The sequence below is a fragment of the Ahniella affigens genome (genome assembly GCF_003015185.1).
Taxonomy (GTDB): domain Bacteria; phylum Pseudomonadota; class Gammaproteobacteria; order Xanthomonadales; family Ahniellaceae; genus Ahniella; species Ahniella affigens.
In genome coordinates this window covers 849,458-875,043 of sequence record NZ_CP027860.1, presented here as the reverse complement: position 1 = coordinate 875,043, position 25,586 = coordinate 849,458, and the positions used below count along the sequence as shown (strand labels likewise).

15 protein-coding genes are annotated in these 25,586 nt (G+C 61.7%); 7 read left to right on the top strand and 8 right to left on the bottom strand.

Annotation, left to right across the window (positions count from 1 at the left end):
- Positions 1–6: 6 nt before the first annotated feature.
- A complete protein-coding gene (locus tag C7S18_RS03215) occupies positions 7–651 on the bottom strand; it encodes a protein-methionine-sulfoxide reductase heme-binding subunit MsrQ (RefSeq protein WP_106890188.1) in 645 nt (214 codons plus the stop codon).
- On the bottom strand, positions 651–1,667 hold the full coding sequence (gene msrP, locus C7S18_RS03210) for a protein-methionine-sulfoxide reductase catalytic subunit MsrP (protein WP_106890187.1): 1,017 nt from the start codon (positions 1,665–1,667) through the stop codon (positions 651–653). Before msrP ends, C7S18_RS03215 begins: the two co-directional genes overlap by 1 nt.
- Before the next feature lie 303 nt (positions 1,668–1,970).
- Here msrP and C7S18_RS03205 point away from each other — a divergent pair, with 303 nt between their 5' ends.
- A complete protein-coding gene (locus tag C7S18_RS03205; RefSeq protein WP_106890186.1) occupies positions 1,971–2,213 on the top strand; it encodes a type B 50S ribosomal protein L31 in 243 nt (80 codons plus the stop codon).
- A 329-nt stretch (positions 2,214–2,542) separates the two neighbouring features.
- On the top strand, positions 2,543–3,835 hold the full coding sequence (locus C7S18_RS03200) for a citrate synthase (protein WP_106890185.1): 1,293 nt from the start codon (positions 2,543–2,545) through the stop codon (positions 3,833–3,835).
- Positions 3,836–3,904: 69 nt separating this feature from the next.
- On the opposite strand, the gene C7S18_RS03195 is transcribed toward C7S18_RS03200, so the two are convergent.
- The 5 genes from C7S18_RS03195 to C7S18_RS24380 form a co-directional block, all read right to left on the bottom strand.
- Positions 3,905–5,122 (bottom strand): FG-GAP repeat protein, encoded by a 1,218-nt coding sequence (locus tag C7S18_RS03195; protein ID WP_106890184.1) that lies wholly within the window; start codon positions 5,120–5,122, stop codon positions 3,905–3,907.
- Between the two features lie 59 nt (positions 5,123–5,181).
- Positions 5,182–8,805 carry a fibronectin type III domain-containing protein gene (locus C7S18_RS03190; protein WP_106890183.1) on the bottom strand — a complete coding sequence of 1,208 codons (3,624 nt, stop codon included), beginning with the start codon at positions 8,803–8,805 and terminating at the stop codon, positions 5,182–5,184.
- The gene (locus C7S18_RS03185; protein WP_146151731.1) at positions 8,802–13,004 is read right to left on the bottom strand and encodes an FG-GAP-like repeat-containing protein; all 4,203 of its coding nucleotides are present in this window, start codon (positions 13,002–13,004) and stop codon (positions 8,802–8,804) included. The genes C7S18_RS03190 and C7S18_RS03185 overlap by 4 nt, the downstream gene beginning before the upstream one ends.
- A gap of 87 nt (positions 13,005–13,091) precedes the next feature.
- A complete protein-coding gene (locus C7S18_RS03180) occupies positions 13,092–15,575 on the bottom strand; it encodes a serine/threonine-protein kinase (protein WP_106890181.1) in 2,484 nt (827 codons plus the stop codon).
- Complete coding sequence (locus C7S18_RS24380) at positions 15,565–16,143, bottom strand: ECF-type sigma factor (protein ID WP_170113077.1); 579 nt, start codon at positions 16,141–16,143, stop codon at positions 15,565–15,567. The genes C7S18_RS03180 and C7S18_RS24380 overlap by 11 nt, the downstream gene beginning before the upstream one ends.
- Positions 16,144–16,335: 192 nt before the next feature.
- Between C7S18_RS24380 and C7S18_RS03170 the strand changes: the two genes are divergently transcribed.
- The 5 genes from C7S18_RS03170 (at position 16,336) to C7S18_RS03150 (ending at position 22,180) form a co-directional block, all read left to right on the top strand.
- Positions 16,336–18,906, top strand: coding sequence for a hypothetical protein (locus C7S18_RS03170; RefSeq protein ID WP_106890180.1), 2,571 nt, complete (start codon positions 16,336–16,338; stop codon positions 18,904–18,906).
- Positions 18,907–19,018: 112 nt separating this feature from the next.
- Complete coding sequence (locus C7S18_RS03165) at positions 19,019–19,450, top strand: hypothetical protein (protein ID WP_146151730.1); 432 nt, start codon at positions 19,019–19,021, stop codon at positions 19,448–19,450.
- Positions 19,451–19,513: 63 nt separating this feature from the next.
- Positions 19,514–20,065, top strand: a complete 552-nt coding sequence (locus tag C7S18_RS03160; RefSeq protein ID WP_106890178.1) for a MarR family winged helix-turn-helix transcriptional regulator — start codon at positions 19,514–19,516, stop codon at positions 20,063–20,065.
- Between the two features lie 52 nt (positions 20,066–20,117).
- Entirely contained in the window at positions 20,118–20,648 is a 531-nt protein-coding gene (locus C7S18_RS03155; protein ID WP_106890177.1) for an arsinothricin resistance N-acetyltransferase ArsN1 family A, read from the top strand.
- Positions 20,649–20,704: 56 nt separating this feature from the next.
- Positions 20,705–22,180 carry an NAD(P)-binding domain-containing protein gene (locus tag C7S18_RS03150; RefSeq protein ID WP_106890176.1) on the top strand — a complete coding sequence of 492 codons (1,476 nt, stop codon included), beginning with the start codon at positions 20,705–20,707 and terminating at the stop codon, positions 22,178–22,180.
- Positions 22,181–22,257: 77 nt separating this feature from the next.
- On the opposite strand, the gene C7S18_RS03145 is transcribed toward C7S18_RS03150, so the two are convergent.
- Positions 22,258–25,446 (bottom strand): error-prone DNA polymerase, encoded by a 3,189-nt coding sequence (locus C7S18_RS03145; protein WP_106890175.1) that lies wholly within the window; start codon positions 25,444–25,446, stop codon positions 22,258–22,260.
- Between the last annotated feature and the right edge of the window lie 140 nt (positions 25,447–25,586).

Sequence of the window (25,586 nt, the reverse complement as noted above, 5' to 3'; positions counted from 1 at the left end):
GGCCAGCTATTTCCGGCTTGTCGTCGCGGCGCCCACGGGCCCTGTGCCTCGCGCGCGCCGCTTGGGCCAAAGGCGGGCCAGCAGCAAGACTGCCAGGATGCCCGCATAAATGCCCGGCTCCCGGAGATCGGCCTTGACCAACCACAAAAAGTGCAGCGCCGCGAGAATTCCGGCGACGTAGACCAAGCGGTGCAAACGCTGCCAATGCCGCCCCATGCGGCGGATCATGCCGCGGGTCGACGTAATCGCCAGGGGCAACATGATCAGCCACGCCCCAAAACCCACGGTCATGTATGGGCGCTTCTGAATATCGGTCAGCAAATCGGCCCAATACGTGCCAAGGTCCAACACCAGATACACCAGCAAATGCAGGCACGCGTAAAAGAACGCATACAGACCGAGCATGCGCCGGTAGCGGATGAAACCGGTCCAACCGGTCCACAGCCGGAACGGCGTCATCGCGAGGCTGAGCAACAGAAACCGCAACGCCCAAAGACCGGTAGCGTGCGTCAGGGCCTTGACCGGATCAGCACCCAGCGTGTTCTGCAGCGCCCCTTGCAGCAACAACAAAGCGGGCAGCAATGCGGCGGGGAACAAAAGCCACTTGCTCCAGGCGATCCGGTCCCAGCGTTTGGTCGCAGTCGCGTTCATCAGTAGAACCGGCTGAGATCCATGCCGCTGTAAAGGCTCGCCACCTGCTCGGCATAGCCATTGAACGGCAACGTGGCGATGCGTGCATTGAACACGCTCCGATCGCTGGCGATACGGCGCTCGCTCGCCTGACTCCAGCGCGGATGATCAACCGCTGGATTCACATTTGCAAAGAACCCATATTCGTCAGGCGCGGAATCGTTCCAACTGGTTGGTGGCTGCTTTTCGGTGAACTCAATCCGTACGATGCCCTTGATGCCCTTGAACCCGTACTTCCAAGGCACGACGAGGCGCAATGGCGCGCCATTCTGATTCGGCAGCCAGCGGCTGTAGACACCGACGGCCAAGAACGCCAGCGGATGCATGGCCTCATCAATTCGAAGCCCTTCCTGATAGGGCCAGTCGAGCACTGGCCAGCGCTGACCAGGCATGCGATCGGCGTCTTTGAGCCCGACGAAACGGACGTACTTGGCCTTCGAGGTCGGCTTGAAGCGTTTGAGGACCTCGGCCAACGAAATACCATCCCAGGGGATCACCATCGACCAGGCCTCGACACAGCGCATGCGATAGATCCGCTCTTCGAGTGCGACCGGCTTCAGCAAGTCTTCGAGATCAATGGTCCCGGGTGCCTCGCATTCGCCAGCAACCGTGATGGACCAGGGCCGCGCCTTGAACGCACCGGCATTCTGCGCCGGATCCGACTTGTCGGTGCCGAATTCGTAGTAGTTGTTGTAGCTGGTCACGTCCCCCCAACTGGTCAGCGCATCCGTAGTGCTGAACGGAGAGGTCTTCAACCCGGGAATTGCATCGGCCGGCACACCTTCAGGACTGACGGGGACAGGATTTGGCTTGGCCGCAGCAGCGGCTTCAGCAGCCTTGGCTTCAGAGTTGGCCTGGCCACAGGCGCTGAGCAACGGCGACACGGCCATCGCCGCGATCAGCTTGCGCCGATTCAAAAAGTCACGCTCATCGGTGAGGTCAGAAGGTTTCAGGTGGCGATCCTGGAAGACGGGCATGGTTTGACTCCTTCAGATGACTCAGATTAGTGTGACCACACGCGAAGGCTAGATGATCAGTGCGTTGGTGCGTCGAACAGCGGGACCGTCCGAGCGGTCGGCTCCTTTCGTCGGGTCGCGCGATCGGTTCAGAATGCGGCCGGGAGCCAACAATCCGAGTCACGCGCTGCCCGCCCGCGCGCCCTAAACGCTTGATCCTGAACGATTCGCTGGCGGCGCACCGAGGTGGCTGCAAACCCAACTTGCGAAGTCAAGGCACCAGAGGCTAGAATCAGTGTCCATTTTTTCCCGGCAGGGTCTGTCATGCAAGCCAATATCCATCCGAAATACTTCGACGTCGTGTTTCACGACATCTCCTGCGATTTCAAGTTCCTGACCCGCTCGACCATGACGAGCAAGGAAACCGTGAAGTGGGAAGATGGCAAGGAATACCCAGTCGTCAAGGTTGAAATCTCCAGCGCCTCGCACCCGTTCTACACGGGCAAGCACAAGATCGTCGACACCGGCGGTCGTGTGGACAAGTTCCGCAAGCGCTACGGCAAGTAAGTTCGCCTTGCTTGATGCCGAAAGCGCCGCCCTCGGGCGGCGCTTTTGTTTTGGGCGATGGGTTTTGGCCAACACGCGAAGCGACTGCCATAAGACCCGACCCGCAGCTCGCGCAACAGTCATTTTCACATACGGGGGCGCATGGTGCGCCGATGTCCGGTCGCCTCATGACCGATCGGCCATGACACAAAAATCAGGTTCGATTTCGGTGCGATCACTGCCATAATTCAAGCGTTCGAATGCCCCGGCACGAATGGCGCTCATTCTTGACCATTTATTCACAGGGCAGTCCGAAACAGAACCAACAAGCTTGATCCAAGGAGATCATCGTGTCCCAAAACACCGTCACCCTGACCGACAACGGTTCGCAAAAAACGTCCACGCTGCCGGTCGTGTCCGGTACCGTCGGCCCGTCGGCGATCGACATCGGCAAGATGCACAAGGATACCGGGTTGTTCACTTACGACCCTGGCTTCATGTCGACGGCCGCATGCCGCTCGGCGATCACCTACATCGACGGCGATGCCGGTGTGCTGTTGTATCGTGGTTACCCGATCGAGCAGCTGGCACAGAATTCGAGTTTTCTGGAAGTGGCGTATCTGCTGATGCAGGGCGAGCTACCGACCCCTGGCGAGTTCAAGAACTTCGAGCACGAAGTCACGCACCACACGATGATGCGCGAATCGCTGCGGCAGTTCTTGAACGGCTTCCAATATGACGCGCACCCGATGGCTATGCTGTGCGCCGTGGTGGGCTCGCTGGCCGCGTTCTATCACGACTCCCTGGATATTGAAGATCCGAAGCAGCGCCATCTGGCAGCGATCCGCCTGATCGCGAAGATGCCGACCATCGCCGCCGCCTGCTATCGCTATTCAATTGGCTGGCCCACGCGCTTCCCACGTAACAGCCTGGAATACTGCACGCGCTTTTTGCACATGATGTTCGAAGTGCCGTCCGAGCCGCTGGAATTGCCACCGGTCGCGGCGAAAGCGCTCGATCTGCTGTTCATTCTGCACGCCGATCATGAGCAGAACGCGTCGACGTCGACCGTGCGCTTGGTCGGCTCGACTGGCGCCAATCCTTACGCGTGCGTGGCTGCCGGCATTGCGGCGTTGTGGGGCCCGGCACACGGCGGTGCAAACGAAGCCGTGCTCAAGATGCTCGAAGAAATCGGCACTGCCGATCAAGTCGGCAAGGCGATTGAAAAAGCCAAGGACAAGAACTCCGGGTTCCGCCTGATGGGTTTCGGTCACCGCGTGTACAAGAACTTCGACCCACGCGCGACCATCATCCGCGAGATGTGCCATAAGGTGCTGAACGACCTCGGTGTGCACGACCCGATGCTCGATGTGGCGATGAAGCTCGAAGAAGCCGCGCTCAAAGACTCGTACTTCATTGAGCGCAAGCTGTACCCGAACGTCGACTTCTACTCCGGCATCATTTACAAGGCGCTGAAGATTCCGACCGAGATGTTCACTGTCATGTTCGCGATTGCCCGCACCGCGGGCTGGGTCGCGCATTGGCTGGAGCAGAACGTCACGCCGGACACCAAGATCGGCCGTCCGCGGCAGATTTACACCGGCTCGGGCCCACGCGATTACGTGCCGTTCGACAAGCGCTGAACCGCTCGCTCACTTCACGAACCGGCCGGGTGGCTAAAGCACCCGGCCGTTTTTGTTGCTGTGTGCGTGTCACTCGAATCCATCCTGGTGCACGATCTCGGTTTGAAACGGCAGCGTTCGTATTTCGCCAACATCGGCGCTGACGCCAACCAAATCGCGACCAGGCAGGCCTGCCATCACCTCACCATCGGTGAGCGCCAAAGCGGCACCGAAGTCATCACCGTTAAACAGATCGGCTGGCGTGATCAAGTCCAGTGCCAGCCACTGCCCGTCGACACGTTGATAGAGCTGCACCAACCCACCGCCCGACAATCCGCTGATGGCCAAGCGATCACCATCAACTGCTACGGCATAACCGAAACCAGTGTCACCCCGGCTGAGCGTTGCACCATCCGGCAGCCATGCTGTGCCGTTCCAATGAAACACCTGGGCGTAACCCGCGCGCTGGGTGGCCGGTGCGCCAATGACCATCCAAGGTCCACTGATAGCCACCGCGGCGCCAAACTGATCGAACGACTGCGCGCTCGAAATCGACACCTCGCCGATCTGGGTCAGGCTGCCATCGTAGCGATAGGCAATGGCTGCGCCCGCGAAGTCCTGATTCCCCACACGTTCGCCCTTTTCGCCAACGATCAATTGCCCGGCCGAGTAAGCCATGGCGATACCAAACGTTTCGCCGCCCGTGCCACCGAAAGGTCCGAATGTCGGCCCTTCAATCCACGCGCCGTTTTGGTCTTTCGCGAACTGCGTCGCACTGCCCTGAAAGTTGCCCACGATTCGGTGTGCCGGCGATCCGACCCAGACTACGTTTGGACCGGCTGCCACCGACCAGCCGAAATAGCGCGGCTGCGGCATCGGTGTGACCTCAAACTTTTGCACCTCTGTGAACACGCCGGCACTGCGCTCGAACACATAGGCCCCACCCTGATCCGCACCGCCGACGTAGGGCGCACCGACGATCAGCAGATCGCCGTGTATCGCGACCGAAAAGCCGAATTGGTCGCCAGAGGTGTTGTCACTGGGGACCAGGCGTTGCTGCAGTGCCCAGTCATCGCCGTCGCGCGCGAACACATACACCGAGCCACTATTGGCTCCATTAGGGCGATCGCGCGGCGCCCCGACAACCAGGGTGTCGCCGGCCAAGGCCAAGGCGCTGCCAAAGTAGTCCCCCGCGCCACCATCGCCTCCCGGCAACGTGGCTGGATTGGCAATCGTGGCCGCGTTGACCGCTACGGAAATGACACCGAGCGCGAGCATCAGTAGCGAGGGCGTTCTGATCACAAACATGATGAACCATCGAATGGAGTGGGATTGAACGCACAATCGGAAAATCCGGGTGCGGATCGTCAGGGCGGTTGCGGCGGCGCCTCGAATCCGTCTCGAAATACGCCACGCCGATCCGGCCCGTCGGTCGCAACGTTGTTGTTCGGGTTCGGATCACTGATCGCTGCAGGCGGCGTGACCGACGCCAGATTGGAAACCGGTGCTTCCGACCCCGGGTTTGGCACGGCCCGCAACACGAACCGCACCGTGGCGTTCACCGGCAGATCAACGCGGACATCCAGACTGCCGCTACCACTGGCAGGACACGCGGCGCCGTTGAACGCGGCACACGTCCACGTTGCGCTTTCAAAATCCGTGCCGATGGCAACGGTGTCCTCGACGCGCGCATCCGTCACCGCTGCCGGCCCGAGGTTGCTCACGATGATCACATAATCGGTAAACCCTGGCGCGCCGATAAAATTCGTGCCATTGGTCTTGCTGATCGACAAATCGGCGCTGCTGCCACTACTGCCTGGAATCACGCTCTGCACATTCGATGCGGCGCTCAGCCCGACCCCGTTTCGCGCCCGCACCGAACACTGATATGCGACCTGATTGCTCAAGCCCGTGACGTCCAGGCTCAACGCGTTGCCTGTCGCGGTCGCGTTGCCGGGCGTGCAACGCGCGGTGTAATCAAGAATCGCCGCACCGCCGTTCGAATTTGGCGCACTGAACGTCAGCTGCGCCGCTTGATCGATCGGTTGGGCCGACAACAGGCTCGGCGCCGACGGCACGGTTGCCGGGATGAAGCTGTTGGTAGGCACCGAGGCGGGTCCTGCGCCGACTGCATTCGTCGCGCTGACCGTGCACGTATGACTGGTGCCATTGATCAAGCCGGACACCAAGATCGGTGACGCATCGCCAGTCACGGTCACGGCACCGGGACTGCAGGTCACGGTGTACTGCGTAATCGGTGAACCACCATCGCTCGCTGGTGGCGTGAACGAGATCAGCGCTTCCGCATTGCCCGGCGAAGCAACCGGATTCAATGGTGCGTCCGGCACCGTCACGATCGTGCTGAACGTTGCGGTCGCAATCGCATCGAATGAGACTGTAAACGTGCAGATCGGCATGCTGTTGCCGCCAAGGCAGGTCACCCCGCCCCAACTGGTAAAGAGGCTCTGAGTGTCGGGACTTGCGGTCAACGTCACCACGGTACCCGAATCGTACAACTCATTGCAGTCTTGCCCGCAATCGATCCCCGCAGGGCTCGACGCGACGCTTCCCGTGCCGGTGCCGTTCCGCGCGACCGTGATGTTGCGCGGCACGCTGGTGAACGCCGCGGCCACCGACACGGCGTTCTCAATCAACACGAAGCACTGGTTGCCGTGGAAGTCGGGGCAGCCCGTCCAACCCGAAAACGCGGCGCCCGCATTTGGAATCGCGGTCAGCATTAACGGTGTATCCCGCGGCAGCGACGCCATGCACTGAGCCCCACAAGCGATACCCGCTGGCGTGGCGTTCACGGATCCCGGCCCGGTTGCAGCCACGATCACGTTCTGCGCTAGTGGCAGGATCAGTGCATCGACCCAGGCGGCGTCGGCACCCGCGTCGCAACATACGGCGTCCTTGTCGTACCGAAAAGTGATCGTGTGCAGCCCACCGGTAACGGGAACGCGCAACGTAGCGCCCGGTTGATTCCAGTCCGTCGCACCGGAGGCCGTTGCATCGGTGGCACCGCTACCCGCGCAGCGGTCATCGGCCAACGCGCACGGCACGCCTTGCACAATGCCGTCGATCTCGAAGCGAAATTGGTCCCACCCCGCCTCACTATCGACACGACGACGGAATTGGATGTCGCCCGCAGCGAACATCCCAGTGTAAGCAATTGCTGCAGTTTGGCCATTCGCAATCGGCTGCGATTTCAGCGCGCAGCCGCCTTCAGCACTTTCGTCGGTGGCCACAAGCCAACCCGCCTCCGCTCCGGCTGCTGGCACAAACCCCAACGGCATGACGCACCCCACGGGGAAGTGGTCCGCCGCCGCATCTGTCACCGTGATATCCGCCTCCGCGTTGGTGATCGCCCCGTCGCCCGTCAATCTGACGCTAAAGTGCTCGTTGCCTTCATTCAAAGTGTCGGCGCGTGTCGTGACCACAATGCTCTTGTCAGCACTGTCGCCTGCCGCCCAGGTGACCGTGCCGTTCGCGGCCACAAAATCCTGGCCGGCAACTGCAGCACCATTGACGGTTTGCCAATTGACACGAGTGCCAAGTGCCAGGTTCCCGACGCGAGTCAGGGTGAGCGTGACCGTACCGCCCTCTGAAACGGTGGCGTGCGTGGTGTTGAACGCGGCGGCGCGATCCACGTGCGAGCGGAAATTGGCGATTGCGCCCCGCGTGGCCGAGAGGATATTGGCAGCGCTATTCATCGCGTCGCCAATCGGTGCAAGCTCGCCATTGAATGGCGCCAACACCCGGACGTCGCGGTTCGAGAAGTAAGGCAGACGGACGCAGTCGATGCCGAGCGCCACGCAGTCGCCTTCATAGGCCATGACGTCCGTGAATCGGTTCGTCGTGTCGACGTAGCCAAAGTTGTCGGTGTAGACCACGCCAGCCACTGAGACCGTTTCATTGGTCGGCGAATAGTTGCGGTCATGGAATAGTCCCATCAGGTGACCGATCTCATGTGCCATGGTGTGATTGTTTGTACAAAAGTGGACCATGGCCATGACGGCGTCCCGTTCGGCGAAGCGTGGCGCTTCGTTGAACAAAGGCGCAGCGCCGCAGGCGCTGGCCACATTGTCGCCACTGATATAGGCGATCAAGTCGGCACTGTAGGCATCCCTTAGGTCGTAGACGACGCGGAGCGGTCCACCCGAATAACTCGCGTAGATGTCGCCCAGCTGATTGATAAAATCGCCTTGCTCGACATAGTTGATCTCGGCCTTGGCGACGAGCCGAATACGCGTGTTGACCAGACTATTCGCGAACACTTGGTTGACGCCCGCAACCAGGGTGTCGATCAATGATTCCACTCCCGCCGTGCCGCCATACTGATCACGACCTTTCGGCGTGTACACCACGAGAAGGTCCATGGCGCTGCCATCTTCGCCGGTTTTGGCGAGGTTAGTGATGGCCGGTGGTGCGGCAACTGGGCGACGCTGGCGATTTGGCGGCACCAGCTCGCCGAACGGTCGCTCGGTGTGCGCGGGCAGGTTGCTCACGGCCATCTCGCGCACTTCGTGACCGGCACTACCCAGGAACTGGATTCGGAAGAACTGCGCACCCAGATGCGCTTCCATGCCCACCACATCGCCGGTGCGGACAATCACCACCGAACTGTCGACGCGTCCGGCGATCGCGCCATGATATTCAACCGTGCCGGCACGCGGCGCTGCGATCTGCCGGATCTCGACGGTGAGCGCCACGTCGTCAAACAGGTCGATATCCAATTGCGCCGGCACACCGTTGGCGACCGTCGCCTCGATGCCGCGCAAGGCGTCTAGGTTCACGGTCACGGCGCGCGCGCGCGCCACACCGGGGCCAATCACGGGGTTTGCCGCAACTTTGCCGGACGCGTCGGTCGCGGCACCCGGCAGCAGTAGTGATGCCGCCCCGGCCGTCGACATTGCCAGCGCCATCAGGAGACTGCCCCACCAAAGCCCGCGCAGCGCCAACACGATCTTGCTCGAAACGACTGGGCTCATGGTTGTGGCCTCGGCAAGAGTTCGCTGCTTGGTTCGAGACCGAGGATGGGCGCTACGGCCCCTGGGGTCACGCCGTCGATATACCAGACGAACGTGTCACCGCTGATCCGATGCCGGAACACGAAATCGGGCGCGTCGTCGCCGTTCCAGTCAGTGGCCTGCACGATCTCGAGGTCAGGGTCGACTTTGAACATCACCAGCGACGCCGAATCCAGTGCCACGGTCGTGCCATTCCACGATGTGCGCCAAGCAAAGGCACTACCGCGGCTGCTGGCCGTCCCGCCATCGCGAAACACGATGGCGGGGCGCCCATTCCGATCCAAGTCCGCGATGCCATCGACGCGCCACGCGGGCGGCATCCAGAACAGGTGCTGCTCACCCAAGGTGGTCGTGCCTGAGAGCAGGCGTACCCGACCAACGCCCGTGGCTGATTCGCGCAAAAGCAAATCGGGGGTCGCATCCTCATTGAAGTCGGCGACGCCCTGCACGGTCCAACCGGTTGGCAACGTCAACCATGGCACCTGGGACTGAAAGACGCCAGCAACGAGATACCAGAGCACCAGTTCACCACTGCTTTTCTTCCAGACGAGATCGGCGTGGGCATCGGCATTGAAGTCGGCGACCCCCACCAACTGCCACGTGAGGTCGGTCGTACCGATGACGACGTCCGAAAGCACCGTCACCCCGTTCATGTGCAACCGCCGCAGCACGCCTGCCGGGTCTCGTGACAGCAGGTCGGGATGCCCGTCTCCATCCAAATCGTTGCGCTCATCATTGACGCCACGCACACGAAAACTCGCGGTGACGGCGCGTGCAGTGGTCATCGGCGCACTGCAGCGAATGCCAGAAGGTGCCGGGCATCCGGTCCATGCCACGAACTTTGCGCCCGCCACGGGCGCTGCGACCAGCGTGACGACCGTGCCCGTCACATAGTTCTCGGTGCAATCCGCGCCGCAGAGAATGCCAGCCGGATCGGAGCGTACCGAACCACTACCCGCGACCGTCACGCCGAGCGCCCGAATGTCGTCTTGTACTTGGAAGGACCGCGTCACCCGCGGCGCGGCAAGATAGTGCGCGCTCTCGGCCTGGTCGGCGTGAATCACACAGGTACCTGCGCGCAACAGGGTCACCGTGGTATTGCCCGTTCGCGACAACGTGCAGACTTGAATATTGGGTGCAGTGAATCGCACCGGTTGATCGGATGGCAAGGCACTGAAGCTGAGCGCGAAGGCCGGTGACCCGAGCGCGCGATCCGCGATCGGGTCGAATGTAATGACTTGCGGCGCACGATTGACGGCAAAACTCTGCGTAATGGGTGTGGCCGCCGCGTATTCGGCATCTCCTGCTTGATTGGCCGTCACGCTGCAAGTACCAGCGGTAAGCAAGGTCAATGTGGCTCCGTTCGCGCCGCTGGTCGCACAGATGGCGGGCGAGTTCGTAGTGAATGTCACGGGATTGCCGGTCGCGCCCGGCGTGGCGGTCAGGAGGATGGGTGCCGGACTGTATGGTCGGTCGGCGAGCGCGCCGAAAATGAGAAGCTGCGCCTTCTTGACGACAAACGAAGTGGTCGCGTTTGCCGGCGCCACCTGAGTGCTCCCCGCGTAATCGGCATTGATGGTGCAGGTACCAAGGCCCACCATCGTGAGCGTCGGCGCCGTGTATTGGCAGACCGATGGCGTTACCGACGCGTACAACACTTGGGTCGGATACAGCGCGTTGTAGTGCGGCAAGTAATTCGGGTTCAGGTTCATGGTCGCGACCAACGGTGACACCGTGGCGCCAACGGGACGCTCGACAAAGTCGGGAAAGGTCAGCGTGAGTGGAAAGCGCGCCACGTTGTACGCGATGGGCATGGCCACCGTGCGTTGATAGTTGGCGTCGCCTTCGTACTGGGCCGTCAAGGTATCGGGGTCGGGAAACGGAATGGTGACGAAACTGCAACTACCGGCACCATTGGCGAGCGTGGCACCAGCCAAGCCGCCACAAAAGCTGCTCCAGATGTCGAGGCCATTGGCAAAGTATCCAGCGCGATGCCCGGTATTGAAGGTTACCCGGCCAGTGGGAGTCGGACCCGCACCGGTGACCGTGACATTGATGAGGCCGCCGGAAATGGTGTGCACCGCCGACGCGAGCGATGGAGTGACGGTGACAGTAACCGTAGCCGCACGTTTGGCGGTGCTCTTGAACGTCGCACTCGTGCCGCCAACGGTGACGGCGACAACATTGATGCCACCGTAATTGGTTGCAGCGAGCACACGCAAGCACAGACTTTGACCATTGGTGATCACGCCCGGTGCACTCGTGAATGTGCCGGTGCAGCCAATCGAGTACTCGCCGTTCGCGACGGTAATCGCCACCGGAATCGTGATGCCTGCGATCACCGATGGTGCGCCGCCGCGCGCATACATGGGTCGTGAGTGGACCCAGGTGTTGGGCTCGCCTTCGCCATCTGAGAAAAGGAACGGCTCGGGCACATCGCTTTCGGGCGGGTTGTGCAGGCGCTTCAAGTGCAACACTTGCTGACCGCCCGCGCTGGCGGTAGACGTGCCGTAGGCATAAACGCTGGTACCGCGCACTGCGACGGCATGCAGGATTGACGTGTCGCCCGACGCGATCTCACCGCCCCAGAGCAGATCCTGATTATTCCCGGCGAATTTGCGCACCGCCCAGCGGGTTCGGTTCCGTTGTGTGCCGGCGACGATGGGTCGGCCCTCATCATCCCGTGCGATCGCCCATCCGGCATCCATGCTCACGGCCGGCAGATCATACGGACCGTTACTGCTGCCCAAGCTTCGGCTCCAGGCAGCGCTGCCATCGTGATTCAAGCGCGTGACAAACGTGTCGTCGTCAAAAATCGTCGATACACCCGTTGCATATGTTCCGCCCGCACCGTCGGAGGTCAACGCATAGACCTTGGACGAGTACAGATTGTCCGGGCGCTGCCAAAGGTGCTCCCCATCGGCGGCATATTTGAAGGCGTACCAGATGGTGAGGTCACTCGTACCGAACGGTCGCTGCAGGCTGGCTGTACCCACTACGACGGATCCATCGGCATTGATGACCAAGTCATGGACCGTTGCGTCAGCCGGTGCAACCGTGGCGGTGGGACTCGCGTAACGTTGCTGCCAGCGCATCGCACCGTTGGCCAACAGGCGGACAGTCGTCGCGTAGACCTGATCGGTGGTCAACTTGCCCGCAATGACGATATCGCCACTGCCGGGCTCGATCGCCAACACGCGCGGCTGATCGTTTGCCTTGCCGTTCAGCGTGCGAGTCCAGACGACGGCACCATCTGCACTGGCAAACTGATTGACCTGCCAATCCACATCATTGCCATTGGCCGCCACGCCTGCCACGACGGCATCGCCATTGGTCGCAATCGCCACCGCGTAAGCCGCATCGCGACCAACGCCACCCAGGGACTGCTGCCAGAGCAACTGGCCATCGGACGCGCGGTACTTGTTGACCTGCCAGTTCGCCTCGCCCGTTTGCTGCCACGTGCTACCAACGACGACCACGTTATTGCTCGCATCCACTGCGATGGCATAGACGTGATCATCGCCCCATCCGCCATCGAAGTCCTGTTGCCAGAGGATCGCACCCGTGGCGGCTGATATCTTGGCGGTTTTCCAGTCATAGCCATTGCTGACAGCACTGTGAACCGCGCCCGCGATCAAAATGTCGCCGGCTGTGTCGACCGCCACCGTCTTCCGACCCATGAGCGGATCGCCATTGGCAATTTTGGCCGGAAGCGTGCCATTGCCCGTCACACTGGTACTCCAAGCCACCTGCCCCGCCAGCGCGGGCAGCGGCGTGGCGGTATTCGACGCTGCAGACGCCGGCCCAGGACCGCTGCTATTGCTGGCAGTCACCGTACAGGTGTAGTTCAACCCGACGACGAGTCCACGCACGATCACGGGTGACGCCGGCCCCGACGCGGTGATCGTGCCGCATTGGGCGGTGTAGGACACGATCGGACTGGCGCCGCTATCGCCCGGTGCGCTGAAGGCAACACTGATCGCGCTGAATCCTGGTGTCGCCTGACCGATGCCTGGGGCGCCCGGCGGGTTGGCCTGCGCGAGGGCGGGCAGTACCCACAACAACCCGTGCAGTACGGCACGTGTGACACTGTGCGCCGGCTGATGTCTGGCATGGCTCGCGCGCAACGGCACGCGATTTCTACTGGAAAGCGGATACACGCCGATGGCTCCGTCTAAGGCTATCTAGACGGGGTAATCGGATTGTGCGGCTGGCAATCGTCAACCGGGCGAATGTGTGATCTCGAGCTATTTCGGGCTTTCGACTTCATCCAAACCCTGGTGCAGGTTCCGCAGTGAGGTTTCATACATGCTGAGTTTGGGATCGTCCTTGGGCAGCGCCGCTTCGATCTTAGTGACCAGCGCGCGCGACTCGGACGGGCGCCCGGAACGCAACAGCCACGCGGCGCGATTCAACGCCAGGGTGACGTTGAGATAGTGATCCGCCGGAAACAGTGTCTGTGCCAACGGCTCAGCCTCATCCAGCACGAGCCCGGCATGGCGCAAATCGCCAGCCTGGGTGTAGTAGGCAATCAGGCTGGTCTGCATCTGCACATACTGGGGCCCGCGATCGCCCCGTTCAGCCATCAGATCGAGTGCTTCCCGGCAAGCTTTTGCGGCCTCGTTGAACCGGCCCTTCGCGTAATGCGCGGCGGCAATGTTGTTCAAGATCGCGATCGACTCCACGCTTTGCGGGCTCGCGCTGCGCGCGGTGATCGCCTGCGCTTCGACCGCGATGGCGAGCGCTTCATCCGGACGTTGCGCTTCGTTCAACATGGTCGCAAGGCCAATCATCGGCTCGACCACCAGCATATTGCCGTCGCCGTGCAGCGCCTTGCGCAAGGACAGGTTGCGACGAAATGCGGTCTCGGCCTCGGCCGAGCGGCGCAACGCGGACAACGTGTAGGCATACCAGAGCTGGTTGGCCAGATAGTTGGGGTGGCGCTCGCCATAAGCGCTCGCCGCAATCGCGAGCCCTTGCTCCTGCAGCAAAAGCGCCCGCTCCAATTTGCCGAAGTAGCGCTCATGCATGCCATAGGCGGCGTACGTATCGGCCAGAACCGTGCTATCGGGATAATTCGGTTTCAGAATCGCCAGTGCACGCTCGTACATCGGCACCGCTTCCTGGGGTCGACCGCTCTGGGACAAGGTCGATGCCATCAGATTCAGTGACTCCGCCAACTCAACCGAGTCGGGCGCGCCATGAGTCTCGCGAAGCGTCAGCGCTTCGCGGGTGAACACCTCGCCAGCCGCAATGCCATCGGTATTGGTGACCAGCACGGAGAGGCGCATCAACATCGTTGCCAACACCAGTGGCCGATCCAGCCCACGTTCGATCGCAATCGCACGCTCCAGATTCCGCCGGCCAGCATCCCGTTGGCCCATATTGGCCTGGACCAAGCCGAGCGCACTCAGAATCTCGGCCTGTATGGCAGGCTGCCCCTTCATTTCGGTGTCCAGACGCTGCTCGGCCGCGCTGATCAACGTTGACGCCTTGAGGTCGCCCGACTCCGCATTCGGGTTGCTGGCATTGAAGATCGAAATCAAGAAGTCGTTGGTCTGTCTGCTGGCGGCCTCGGCCTCGCGGGCATGATCACGATCGGCCAGGGCCTGATGTTCAGCAGCCCGGGCGCGCTCGGATTCGCGCAGCACACGCAGGGTGAAACCGCTGACGATCACGACAAACAATGCGGCAACCAGCAGCCAAGGCCAATGCCGTTGGACAAATTTGCGCGTGCGATACGTTCGGCGTGCGCGCACTGCAAGCAGCGGTTGATGGCTTTGGTAACGCCGCAAGTCGTCGCACAGTGCATCAACGCTGGCGTACCGATCACTGGGCACCTCGGCGCTCGCCTTGGCAACGACGGCGGCCAACTCGGCGTCACTCAGGCGATGCTGGTCCAGCAACTCAGCAAGCAGCAACCCGAGGCTGAAAATATCGCTCGACGTTGTAATGGCGTCGCCACCACGCTGTTCTGGACTCGCGTATCGCGGCGTGAACGCGTGCAGCGCCGGATCCGGATCGCCCTCGGCCGCATCGTCCTGGTGCAAGCGCGCGATGCCAAAGTCGAGCAGGATCGGCCGGCCATCTCGATTGATCAGCAGGTTCGACGGCTTCAGATCGCAATGCACGATCAGCTGCCGGTGTGCAAACGCGACCGCTTGGCTCGCCTCGATAAACAGGTTCAGGATCGCGTTTCGACTGAGCTGGCGGTCCTGGCAGTAGCGATCGATCGCGACCCCATCGACCAGTTCCATCACCAGATAGGGTTGGCCGTGGTCGGTTTCGCCGCCATCGTAGAGCCTGGCGATATTCGGATGCGTGAGTTTGGCCAGCACTTGCCGTTCGCGCGCGAGATGCGCCAGCCGCTCGCGGCTCGGCGCACCCTGCAACAGTTTCATTGCCGCAAGTTGTTCGAAGTGACCATCGCAGCGGGCGACGCGAAAGACCTGGCCCATGCCGCCCTGCCCGAGTTCGGACTCAATCCGCCAGGCGCCAATCACATCGCCCGGCTTGACCTCGCTCTGGAGCGCATCCTGCAAAGCACCGCGCAAGGGTCGATTGATCCAGCCCGTGGTGGCCGACTCACCCGCTTGAAACAAATCAAGAACCTCGGCAATGAGGGCTGCGTCGTTGCTCAACGATTGCAGGTGTGCTGACCGCTGGCTGGGTGGCAAGTCCGCAACTGTCTCATAGAGCCGTCGCACGGCCGCATAATGATCAGCGTTCATCGCGCAGCTCCCGGGCGATCCAGTCGCGGGCAAACCGAATATCACGCGTCACCGAAGACACCGAGATACCGAGCAATTCGGCAATTTCCTGCTGCTCCAGGCCCCCAAAGTAACTGAGATGCACCACTTGGCCGCAACGGGGGTCCAACTGCTCCAGCTTGCTCAGCGCTTGCTCAATGGTCAGCAAGTCACTCATGTCCGCCTGCGCACCACCGCGCCCGGTTCCAGTCCACGTCACGCGCACCAGACCGCCGCCCCGTTTGTCGGCAGTCCGGGCACGGGCATGATCGATCAGCAACGCACGGATGCTGAGCGAAAGCGTCGCAAAGAAGTGCGCACGGTTCTTGAAATCGATTCCACCGGGCACGACCCGCAGCAAGGCTTCGTGGAGGAGATCCGTCGCCGACAGCGTGATCTCGCCCTCGAACTTCAGCAAGCGCTTTGCGGCCATTAACTTGAGCTCGTCATAGACCTGATCGAGCAGTGCCGAGAACGCCGCGCCATCGCCCTGTCGCCAGGCCTTGAGCAGGGTCGTCAGATCGCGGGCGGCAGGATCGACTTGCGGCATGGTGCATGGTCCTCCGGAATGCACCGGATCAGGCGCGTGCCGGGAAAATAGCATGGACCTGCGTTGTGCCTGAATCTTTGCAAAGGCCCCTCGACGCGGTTGGCTCGTCGTCCGTTGGCGGACCGAACTTTGGCATGACGATCGCGCGCAGCAGATTTCGATTACCCGACTGTTCCTTCTTGGAGTCGGCCCATGTCTCACCCCTTGTTGCCCGCGTTGCCATGGTTGCGCCGCTTGAATGTCATCCTGTTCGGCTTGATGCTGAGCCCGCTCGCTGCCGCAACTGCACCGCTTGCGCCGGCGGCAGGTCGGCTCCTGCAGGGTCACTTCGCTGCCGCCGGCGAACAGCATGCCTTGCAGAGCGCGTTCATCAAGAGTCTGGTCGACGACGGCAAGATTCTCAATCCAAACGATGATCCGATGCTCGGCGACGGCATGGCCGAAGATTGGTTCGGCATGTCCATCGCGCTCGATCAGGACACGGCCGTCGTCGGCTCTTACCGGCACGCATCGTACGGCGTGCCCGGCGCCGGTGTGGCCTATGTATTTACTCGAAGCGCCGGACGGTGGCACCGACAAACCAGCTTGCATGGCAGTAATGGCGACATTGACGATTTCTTCGGTTGGTCAGTGGCGATCAGCGGCGACACGATTCTGATTGGCGCGCCGGGGATGGCCGGTCCAAACGGTGGCCAGACTGGCGCTGCGTATGTTTTCACCCGTGCTGGCGATGCGTGGCATGAACAGGCGATCTTACGGGCCAGCAATTCGGACACGGGCGACTATGTCGGCTGGACTGTTGCCTTGCAGGGCGATCGTGCCATTGTGGGAGCATTCGCAGGCGACCCAGGTGCGATCCAGGACGCTGGCTTTGTGCATTTATTTGCGCGCACGGCCGGGCAATGGCAGCAGCAGGCGAGCTTGTCCGCGCCCGACGCGGGCGCGGGCGACGGCTTTGGCTGGTCCATCGCGTTATCGGGAAGCGCTGTGGTGATCGGTGCGCCGTTTGCCGATGTCTCGGGGCGAGCGGACGCTGGCGCCGCCTATGTTTTTGTCGACCAGGCCGGCAGCTTTAGTTATCAGGCGAAGTTGGTTGCAAATGATGGCGACAACTTTGATGAGTTCGGGATCGCCGTGGCGATCTACCAGGAGACCGCCTTGATTGGCGCGTTCGGCGACGACACCAGCTTGGGCGCCGACAGCGGTTCGGCCTACGTCTTTCAACGGCACTCGGGCACTTGGGCTCAGGATCTGAAAGTGTTGGCCAGCGATGGCGAGGGCAGCGATTTTTTTGGCGCCTCGTTGGCGATGGATGCCGACACCGCCGTGATCGGTGCCTTTTCCAACAATACGACGGCCGGTTCCGACGCCGGCTCGGCCTATGTCTTTGCCTACAGCGGCAATCTTTGGCAGGAGCAGACCCAGCTTCGGCCCAGCGACTCGCAAGCCAGCGACAACTTCTCCTGGGCGCTGGCACTTTCGGGCAACGACTTGTTTGCCAGTGCCTACAATGACGACACTGAGGCGGGTGTGAATGCAGGCACAGTCACCGCGTTCCTTTTCGACGGCAGTCAATGGACGGAGCAAGCACGACTGAGCGCCGGGCGTGGCGTCCATGGTAGCCGGTTCGGACAGAGCATGGTCATCCGCGGTGACACGGCGCTGATCAGTGCCAGCGATCACTTTCAAGGACAGGTTCATGTCTTTGTGCGAAATGGCAGCGAATGGGCGCAGCAAGCCACGTTGCAAGGACTGGACTCTGTGTTGTATGACGGTTTTGGCGCGGCCTTGGCGCTGGATGGCGATACCGCACTCGTCTCGGCGCCCTATCAGGAGATCGATGACCAAAGCGCCCTCGGCGCAGTCTACGTGTTTGTGCGCCATCAAGGTACGTGGACCCAACAGGCAAAATTGCGCGTCGCCAACGCCGCTGCCTATGACGTTTTCGGGTCTGCGCTGGCGCTGTCCGGGAATACGGCCTTGATCGCCGGGCAATACGCGACGGACGTATGGGACCACCAGGGCGCCGTAGTCGTCTTCAATCGAACCGGCAACAGCTGGGCGGAAGCCGAACATCTCGTCGATCCAGGCGCACAGGCAGACGGCCATTTTGGGTCTGCCGTGGCGTTGGCGGGCGATTTGGCGATCGTCGGGGCCTCCGGACAAGACGCCGACAGCAACTTTAGCGGCAAGACCTACACATTCCGGCGAATCGCCGGCAATTTCGGTGTCGAACAGCATCTGACTGGGCCCGAACGGTCGCAGAATGCTCGCTTCGGTGAAAACTTGGCGCTGTCCGGCGATACCCTTTTCGTTGCTGCGCCCTATCAGCAGAATGCCGTGGGCGATACGGTGGGCTCGGTGTATGTGTTCCGGGAAAACGCCGGCGGTTTCTCGTTCGAGCAAGCGTTGCTGGCAAGTGATGCGCAGGCGAATGACCAGTTTGGGAAATCCTTGGCGTTGTCCGGGGATTTGGCACTCATTGGCAGCACCCCCTCGCTGGGTACGGGAACGCCGGATCGCGAACCGGGGCTCGCCTATGTTTTTGCACGCGGGCCAAGCGGCTTTGCTGAGGCGGCACGACTTAGGGCAAGCGACGGCGAAGCTGGCGATGCGTTCGGCTTGACCGTCGCTTTGTCTGGAACAGTCGGAATGATCGGCGCGCCCCAACAGAACAGTCGCGTGACCGACAGTGGCTTCGTTGGGGCCGTCTACCTGCTGACCCAGCCGGCATTGCTGTCGGACGGATTTGAAGGCCCCTGAGCGGATTCGAATCGGACGCGGTTAATCGACCCGGTCTGGAACTTGCGCGCATCGCGCGCTGCCGCGCCCGATGGGCGCTGGTCAAGCGGGGTGAATCGGAGCAAGATCGACCTTGAGAGAAACGACTGTGTTCAATGCCGTGGCCTTTCCGATCCGCGTATTCTTGCTCTGGTTGCTGATTGCGATCGTCGAAGCGATCCATGGCACGCTGCGCAGCTTGTTTCTGGTGCCAATGATCGGCACCAAGGGCGCGCATTTGTTCGGTGTCGTGTTCGGCTCACTATTGATTCTCGTGATCGCCTTGCTTGGTTCGGACTGGCTCGCAGCCGTGACGCGACGCCAGCAGCTGTTCGCGGGGCTTTGCTGGGTCCTGCTGATGCTGGCATTCGAACTTGGCCTGGGTCGGCTGCTGGGTCTTGGCTGGGACCGTCTGGTTGCCGACTATGACTTAAGTCGCGGCGGACTCATGCTGATCGGCATGCTCGTGCTGGGCCTCGCACCGTGGCTGGCTGCCCGGCTTCAGGCCCCGCGATCGCCCAGTTGACCCAGGGCACTTGACGCCACGGAATGGGTCGCCATATAGTTGCTACTGACAACTACCAACATCATGCCGACCCTCAAAGCCCGCCGCCCATCCCAGGACCCAGACCTCAACCTGGAGCGCGACGCCATTGCGTTGCACGCGGCGCTGTCGAATTTGGTGCGCGTCTATCAGTTTCGCGATCGCGATCAGATTTGCTGTTACGACATCTCGGTGACGCAGTGCTACGCGCTGGAGACGCTCGTTGAACAGGGCCCAATGCGCAGCAAGTCACTGTCAGATGCGCTGAAGCTCGACAAGAGCACGACCACGCGCGTCGTCGATGCCTTGGTCCGCAAAGACTACGTTGCGCGGCTACCGGATGCCGACGACGCGCGCGCCGTCTCCCTCAAGGTCACTGCCAGCGGCCGGCGTTTGTATGAACGCATCAATGGCGCCTTGATTGCCCAACAAGCTGACCTGCTACGCGGCTTGGAGCCCGGCGTGCGCGCGGCGGCGACCGAAGTCATCCGACGCTTGGCCAAAGCGGCCGAAGCGCGCTTTGTCAGCGGCGTCAGCGTCGGGAGTTGCGAGTCCGCCTGCGCCGCTGGCAGCAAATCCAAAACTACCTGCAGCTGAAGCATTTTTTTGCGCATTTAGTTGCTACTGCCAACCACATGGAACCACGCTCATGACCCGTATCCGACCCGCCGAACACGCAGACGCCGCCCGCATCTGCGCGATCTACAATCAGGGCATCGCCGAGCGCAGCGCAACCTTTGAAACGAAACCGCGCGAGCGGGCCGATATTACAGCGCGCATCGCCGATTCGGCGCGCTACCCCATGCTGGTGGCAGTCGACATCAACGACGAAGTGCTCGGCTGGGCGGGGCTTAGCGTGTATCGGGAACGCGCCTGCTATGCCGGCATTGCTGAGTTCTCGATCTATTTCGATCGACAAGCGCGCGGGCAAGGCCTGGGCCGACACTTGCTGCAATCCCTGATTCTGGTCGCCGCGAACCAGGGCTATTGGAAGCTGCTGTCACGCGTCTTTCTGTTCAACCAGGCGAGCCGTGCCTTGTGTCGGGCCTGCGGCTTTCGCGAAGTCGGTGTCTATGAACGCCACGCGCAATTGGATGGACAGTGGCTGGACGTCGTCATTGTCGAGCGTTGCCTGCTGCCGACTGATGCGCCGCTGCCTGAACCGCACCCAGTCGGCTAACGCCGCACCCTTTTCGGCGCATTGCGATCGCGCCACTCAAACCCAGGAGCAAGCCCATGAATATGAATTCTCTTCCCGTAGTCGTGATCGGAGCGGGCCCCGTAGGCCTCGCTGCCGCGGCGCATTTGCACGCGCGGCGTATGCCCGTCTTGGTCCTCGAAGCGGGCGCCAGTGTCGGCGCAGGCATGTTGCAATGGGCCCAAGTGCGCATGTTCTCGCCGTGGCAGTTCAATATTGACCGCGAAGCGCGGATCTTGCTCGCGGCGCAAGGCTGGGAAGGACCGAATCCCGATACGTTTCCAACCGGCGCCGAAGTCGTCCAGCACTACCTGCGCCCGCTCGCAGCAACGCCGGCACTCAGCGGAACGATTCGCCTGAACAGCCGCGTGTTGGCAGTCAGCCGCGTGCAGCACGATCTGATGAAGAATGCCGAGCGCGACACCTCGCCATTCCTTATTCGCTACCAAAACGCCGATGGCGAACACGAGATTCTGGCGCAAGCCGTCATTGATGCCTCAGGCACCGTCGAACAACCGAATCCGTTAGGCGCCGCCGGTCTGCTTGCACTCGGTGAACGCGCCTTGCAAGCCGAGATCGCATATGGCATGCCCGACGTGCTCGGGGAGCAACGCACGCGCTACGCGGGTAAGCGCGTACTGGTCGTTGGCAGCGGTCACTCGGCCTTCAATGTCTTGAATGACTTGGCCGTGCTGGCAGCAGATGCGCCAAAAATGCAAATCCATTGGGCGATTCGGCGCAGTGACCTGCGCCGCGTGCTCGGCGGAGGCGAGCATGATCAGTTGCAAGAACGCGGTCGATTGGGCCTGAAGATCAAGCAACTGCTCGATCGCGGCGTTCTCGTTCTGCATCCTGGCTTTCATCTGCAGCGACTGGCGCGCACGGATCAAGGGATCGTTGCCTTTAGCAATCATCAGGCGCTGCCTGCGGTCGACGAAATCATCGGTTGCACCGGCTTTCGTCCAAACTTGAGTCTCCTGTCAGAGCTGCGCCTTGATCTTGATCCCGGCACGCAAAGCCCACGTGCGCTGGCACCCTTGATCGATCCAAACCTGCACAGCTGTGGTTCGGTTCGCCCGCATGGTGCCGAGGAACTCAAACACCCGGATGCCGGTGTCTATGTGGTCGGCATGAAAAGCTATGGTCGTGCGCCGACGTTCCTGCTGCTCACCGGCTATGAGCAGGTGCGCTCCGTCGTCGCGGCGATTGCTGGCGATTGGGAAAGCGCACGCCGGGTCGAGTTGGTACTGCCAGAGACCGGCGTTTGCATCACGCAGTTTGAAGACGAGACGCCCGTCGCAAGTGCTTGCTGTGTGCCGAAGTCTGAAGCCGGACTCACGCTAGCAGAGACCAGCGATTCTGCGTGTTGCGGCGGCGCACCCAAGCAAGATGCCAGCGCTTGCTGCGTGAAGGATGAACAGGCCAAAGCGCAAGGACAGTCTGGCTGCGGCTGCGGGCCGGCGGTAACGAACATTGCGCTACCGCCCGTCCACAAATCCTCCTGCTGCACCTGAGTTCCCAAACGTCGCCAGGGAGGGTTTGAAGAGGTCCAGGATCGGCTTGTTCAGACGCCTCCCAACGACACAAACGCTCAATGAAAATCCCGTGACCGACTGTCCAGACCATTCAGCATTCCGCTCAAATCCACCAGATGATGCGCGATCAGATGGGTCACGCCTTCGGCGCTTTGCAGTTCGCCTTGAATCCCAAGCAACGATGATTCCAGCAGGACGCGCCGTTGGGTTTCAGCGATCTGTCGCCAGACGATCACATTCAACCAGCCGCTCTCATCCTCCAGGGTCAGGAACGTCACGCCCGCAGCCGTGCCGGGACGTTGCCGCAAGGTGACCAGACCGGCTGCGCGCAAGCGGGCGCCATGGCGTGCGGCCAAGGTTTCGCCAACGCTCTTCCAGCGCTTTTGCCGCAAAGTCGCGCGCAGCAACGACAGTGGATGCGCCTTCAGCGAATAGCCGAGGTTTCGATAATCCGCCTGTACCTCATCGCCCAAACCAGGCAGGGTCAACTGGGCCACTGACTCCTGAATCCGCGCGCCACGCAGCACCGGCGTCGGCAGATCAACCCCTGCTGCCTGCCAGCGCGCCTGATGACGATTGCCGACCAAACCTTCCAGCGCGCCACCTTCGGCCAAGCGCGCGCGATCAAATGCATCGAGCTCGGCGCGCAGACAAAGATCGTCGAGATCACCAAACGGGGTCTTGGCACGCGAGGCGACGATGCGCGCCGCCGCCGCCGCGCGCATGCCGCGAATCTCGCGCAGGCCGAGGCGCAATTGTGGCTGCGGCAGCGTCGTGGTTAGTTGCACCGGATCTGCGGCCCTGCCGCCGATGGACGACTCCGGCACCGACTCCAAACTCGAATCGAATCCGCTGTGCCGCACATCGGGCGGCAGCACGGTAAAACCATGCCGACGTAGATCCTGCAGAATCTGCGAGTTCGAGTAAAACCCCATCGGCTGTGAGTTGATCAGCGCGCACGCAAACGCGACCGGCTGATGTCGCTTCAACCAGCAGGACGCATACGCGAGCAAGGCAAAGCTGGCCGCATGCGATTCTGGAAAACCGTAGCTGCCAAAGCCCTTGATCTGCTCGAAGACCTGCTCGGCGAACTCCTGGTCGTAGCCGCGCTCACGCATGCCCTGCACGATCCGCTGCTGCAGGTGCTCTAACCCACCCTTGCGCTTCCAGGCGGCCATTGAGCGGCGCAATCCATCGGCCTCGCCCGGCGAAAATCCGGCTGCAACAATCGCCAGTTGCATGACCTGCTCCTGAAAAATCGGCACGCCGAGGGTGCGCTCGAACACGCGGCGCAAGTCCTCACTCGGATAACTGACCGGCTCCACACCCTGGCGACGGCGCAGATACGGATGCACCATCTTGCCTTGAATCGGGCCCGGCCGAACGATTGCGACCTCGATCACCAAGTCGTAAAACGTGCGCGGCTTCAGGCGCGGCAACATGGCCATCTGCGCGCGCGATTCGATCTGGAACACACCGACCGTGTCGGCAGCCTGGATCATTGTGTACGTTGCCGGGTCTTCCGATGGAATCGTCGCCAGAGTCAGTGCCGGCACGGGCTGCCGGCACCAACGCGCCTGTTCGGCCTGGATCAGATCGAAGCACCGACGAATTGCGGTCAGCATGCCAAGTGCGAGCAAGTCCACCTTGACGAAACCGAGCACATCGAGATCGTCCTTGTCCCATTGAATGACCGTGCGATCCGGCATCGCCGCATTCTCGATCGGCACCAGCTCGCACAGCGGTTCGGCCGCGATGACAAAACCACCCACGTGCTGACTCAGATGCCGTGGGAAGTCGAGCAGTTGTCGCGCCAGCGCCAGCAGCTGCTTGATGATGCGTGATTCGGGATCAAACCCGCGCTCGATCAGCCGCGCCTCGACGGCTTTGAAGCCGTCCCACCATTGCAGCGCCGACGCGAGCGCATCGACCTGTTCCAGACTCAGGCCCAGGGCTTTGCCCACATCGCGAATCGCCGACTTCGGGCGATAGCAAATCACTGTCGCGGTTAGCGCGGCCCGCTGCCGACCATATTTGCGATAGACGTATTGAATGACCTCCTCGCGGCGCTCATGCTCGAAGTCGACATCGATATCCGGCGGCTCGTTACGCTCGCGGGAGATGAAACGCTCGAACAGCAGATTGCCGCGCGCCGGATCGACCTCGGTAATGCCGAGACAAAAACACACGGCACTGTTCGCCGCCGAGCCGCGCCCCTGGCACAGAATGCCAATGCTGCGCGCATAACGAACCAAGTCCTCCACCGTCAGAAAGTAGCATTCGTAACCGAGCTCGCTGATCAGTGTGAGCTCGTGCTCGATCTGCAGCGACACCGACGACGGCATTCCGGCAGGCCAGCGGCGCTTTGCGCCGGCCTCGGTCAAGCAGCGCAGTTGCTCGGCGGCCGACATGCCGTTTGGCACCACTTCGGGCGGGTACTGATAGCGGAGTTGACTCAGGCAGAAGTGGCAGCGCTGCGCGATCCGCACTGTTTCGGCCATCAAGGCGGCGGGATACAAAGATGCCAAATCCGACCGCGTGCGGAGCACCCGCTCGCCATTGCCACGCAGACGATAACCCGCCTCAGCAACCGTACAGTGGTAGCGGACAGCCGTCAGCACATCATGCAACGCACGTCGACTCCGCGCATGCATTTCGACGGCGCCAATCGCAACCAGCGGCCGCTGCATGGCCTGCGCCAGTTGCTCGGCTTGGGCCAAACGCGCGCGATCGTCCGCCTCTCGATGCAATGCAATGCCCAGCCAGAAGCGATCTGGCATCGCCGCCGCCAATCGGGTCAGCCAATCCGCCTGATCAGACGGCGGCGCGCGCGACAGCACGGCGATCGTCAGCACGCCGGCATGAAGCCCCTGCAGATCATCCCGATGCAAGGTGTACTGGCCCTTGTCGGCACGGCGACGCGCAGTGGTGATCAAACTGGACAACTGTTTGTAGCCCGCCAAGTCGGCGGCGAGTAACACCAGCTCATCGCCCTCGGCGGTTTCGACCCGGGTACCGATCAGCAATCGAAACGACCGCTCACGGGCCGCCTCGTAAGCGCGCACAACCCCGGCAAACGAGCAATCGTCGGTAATTGCCAACGCCTCATAGCCCAATGCCGCGGCCTGCTCGACCAGTTCGCGGGCGCTGGACGCCCCACGCTGAAAGCTGAAATTCGAGCAGCACAGCAGCTCGGCATAAGCCGGGGCATCAGTCGTTTCAGGCGCGCGCGCGGGTTCGGGCATACTGCACAAATGTACAGTTTTTCTGATGATTCCGGAATCAAGTCGACGCGCTCAGATCGGATCAGCTTCTGAATCAAACACTTGCCAGATTGCTCTGATCAGGGACTGATCGAATTGGCGCGCAATCCAGGCATAATCGC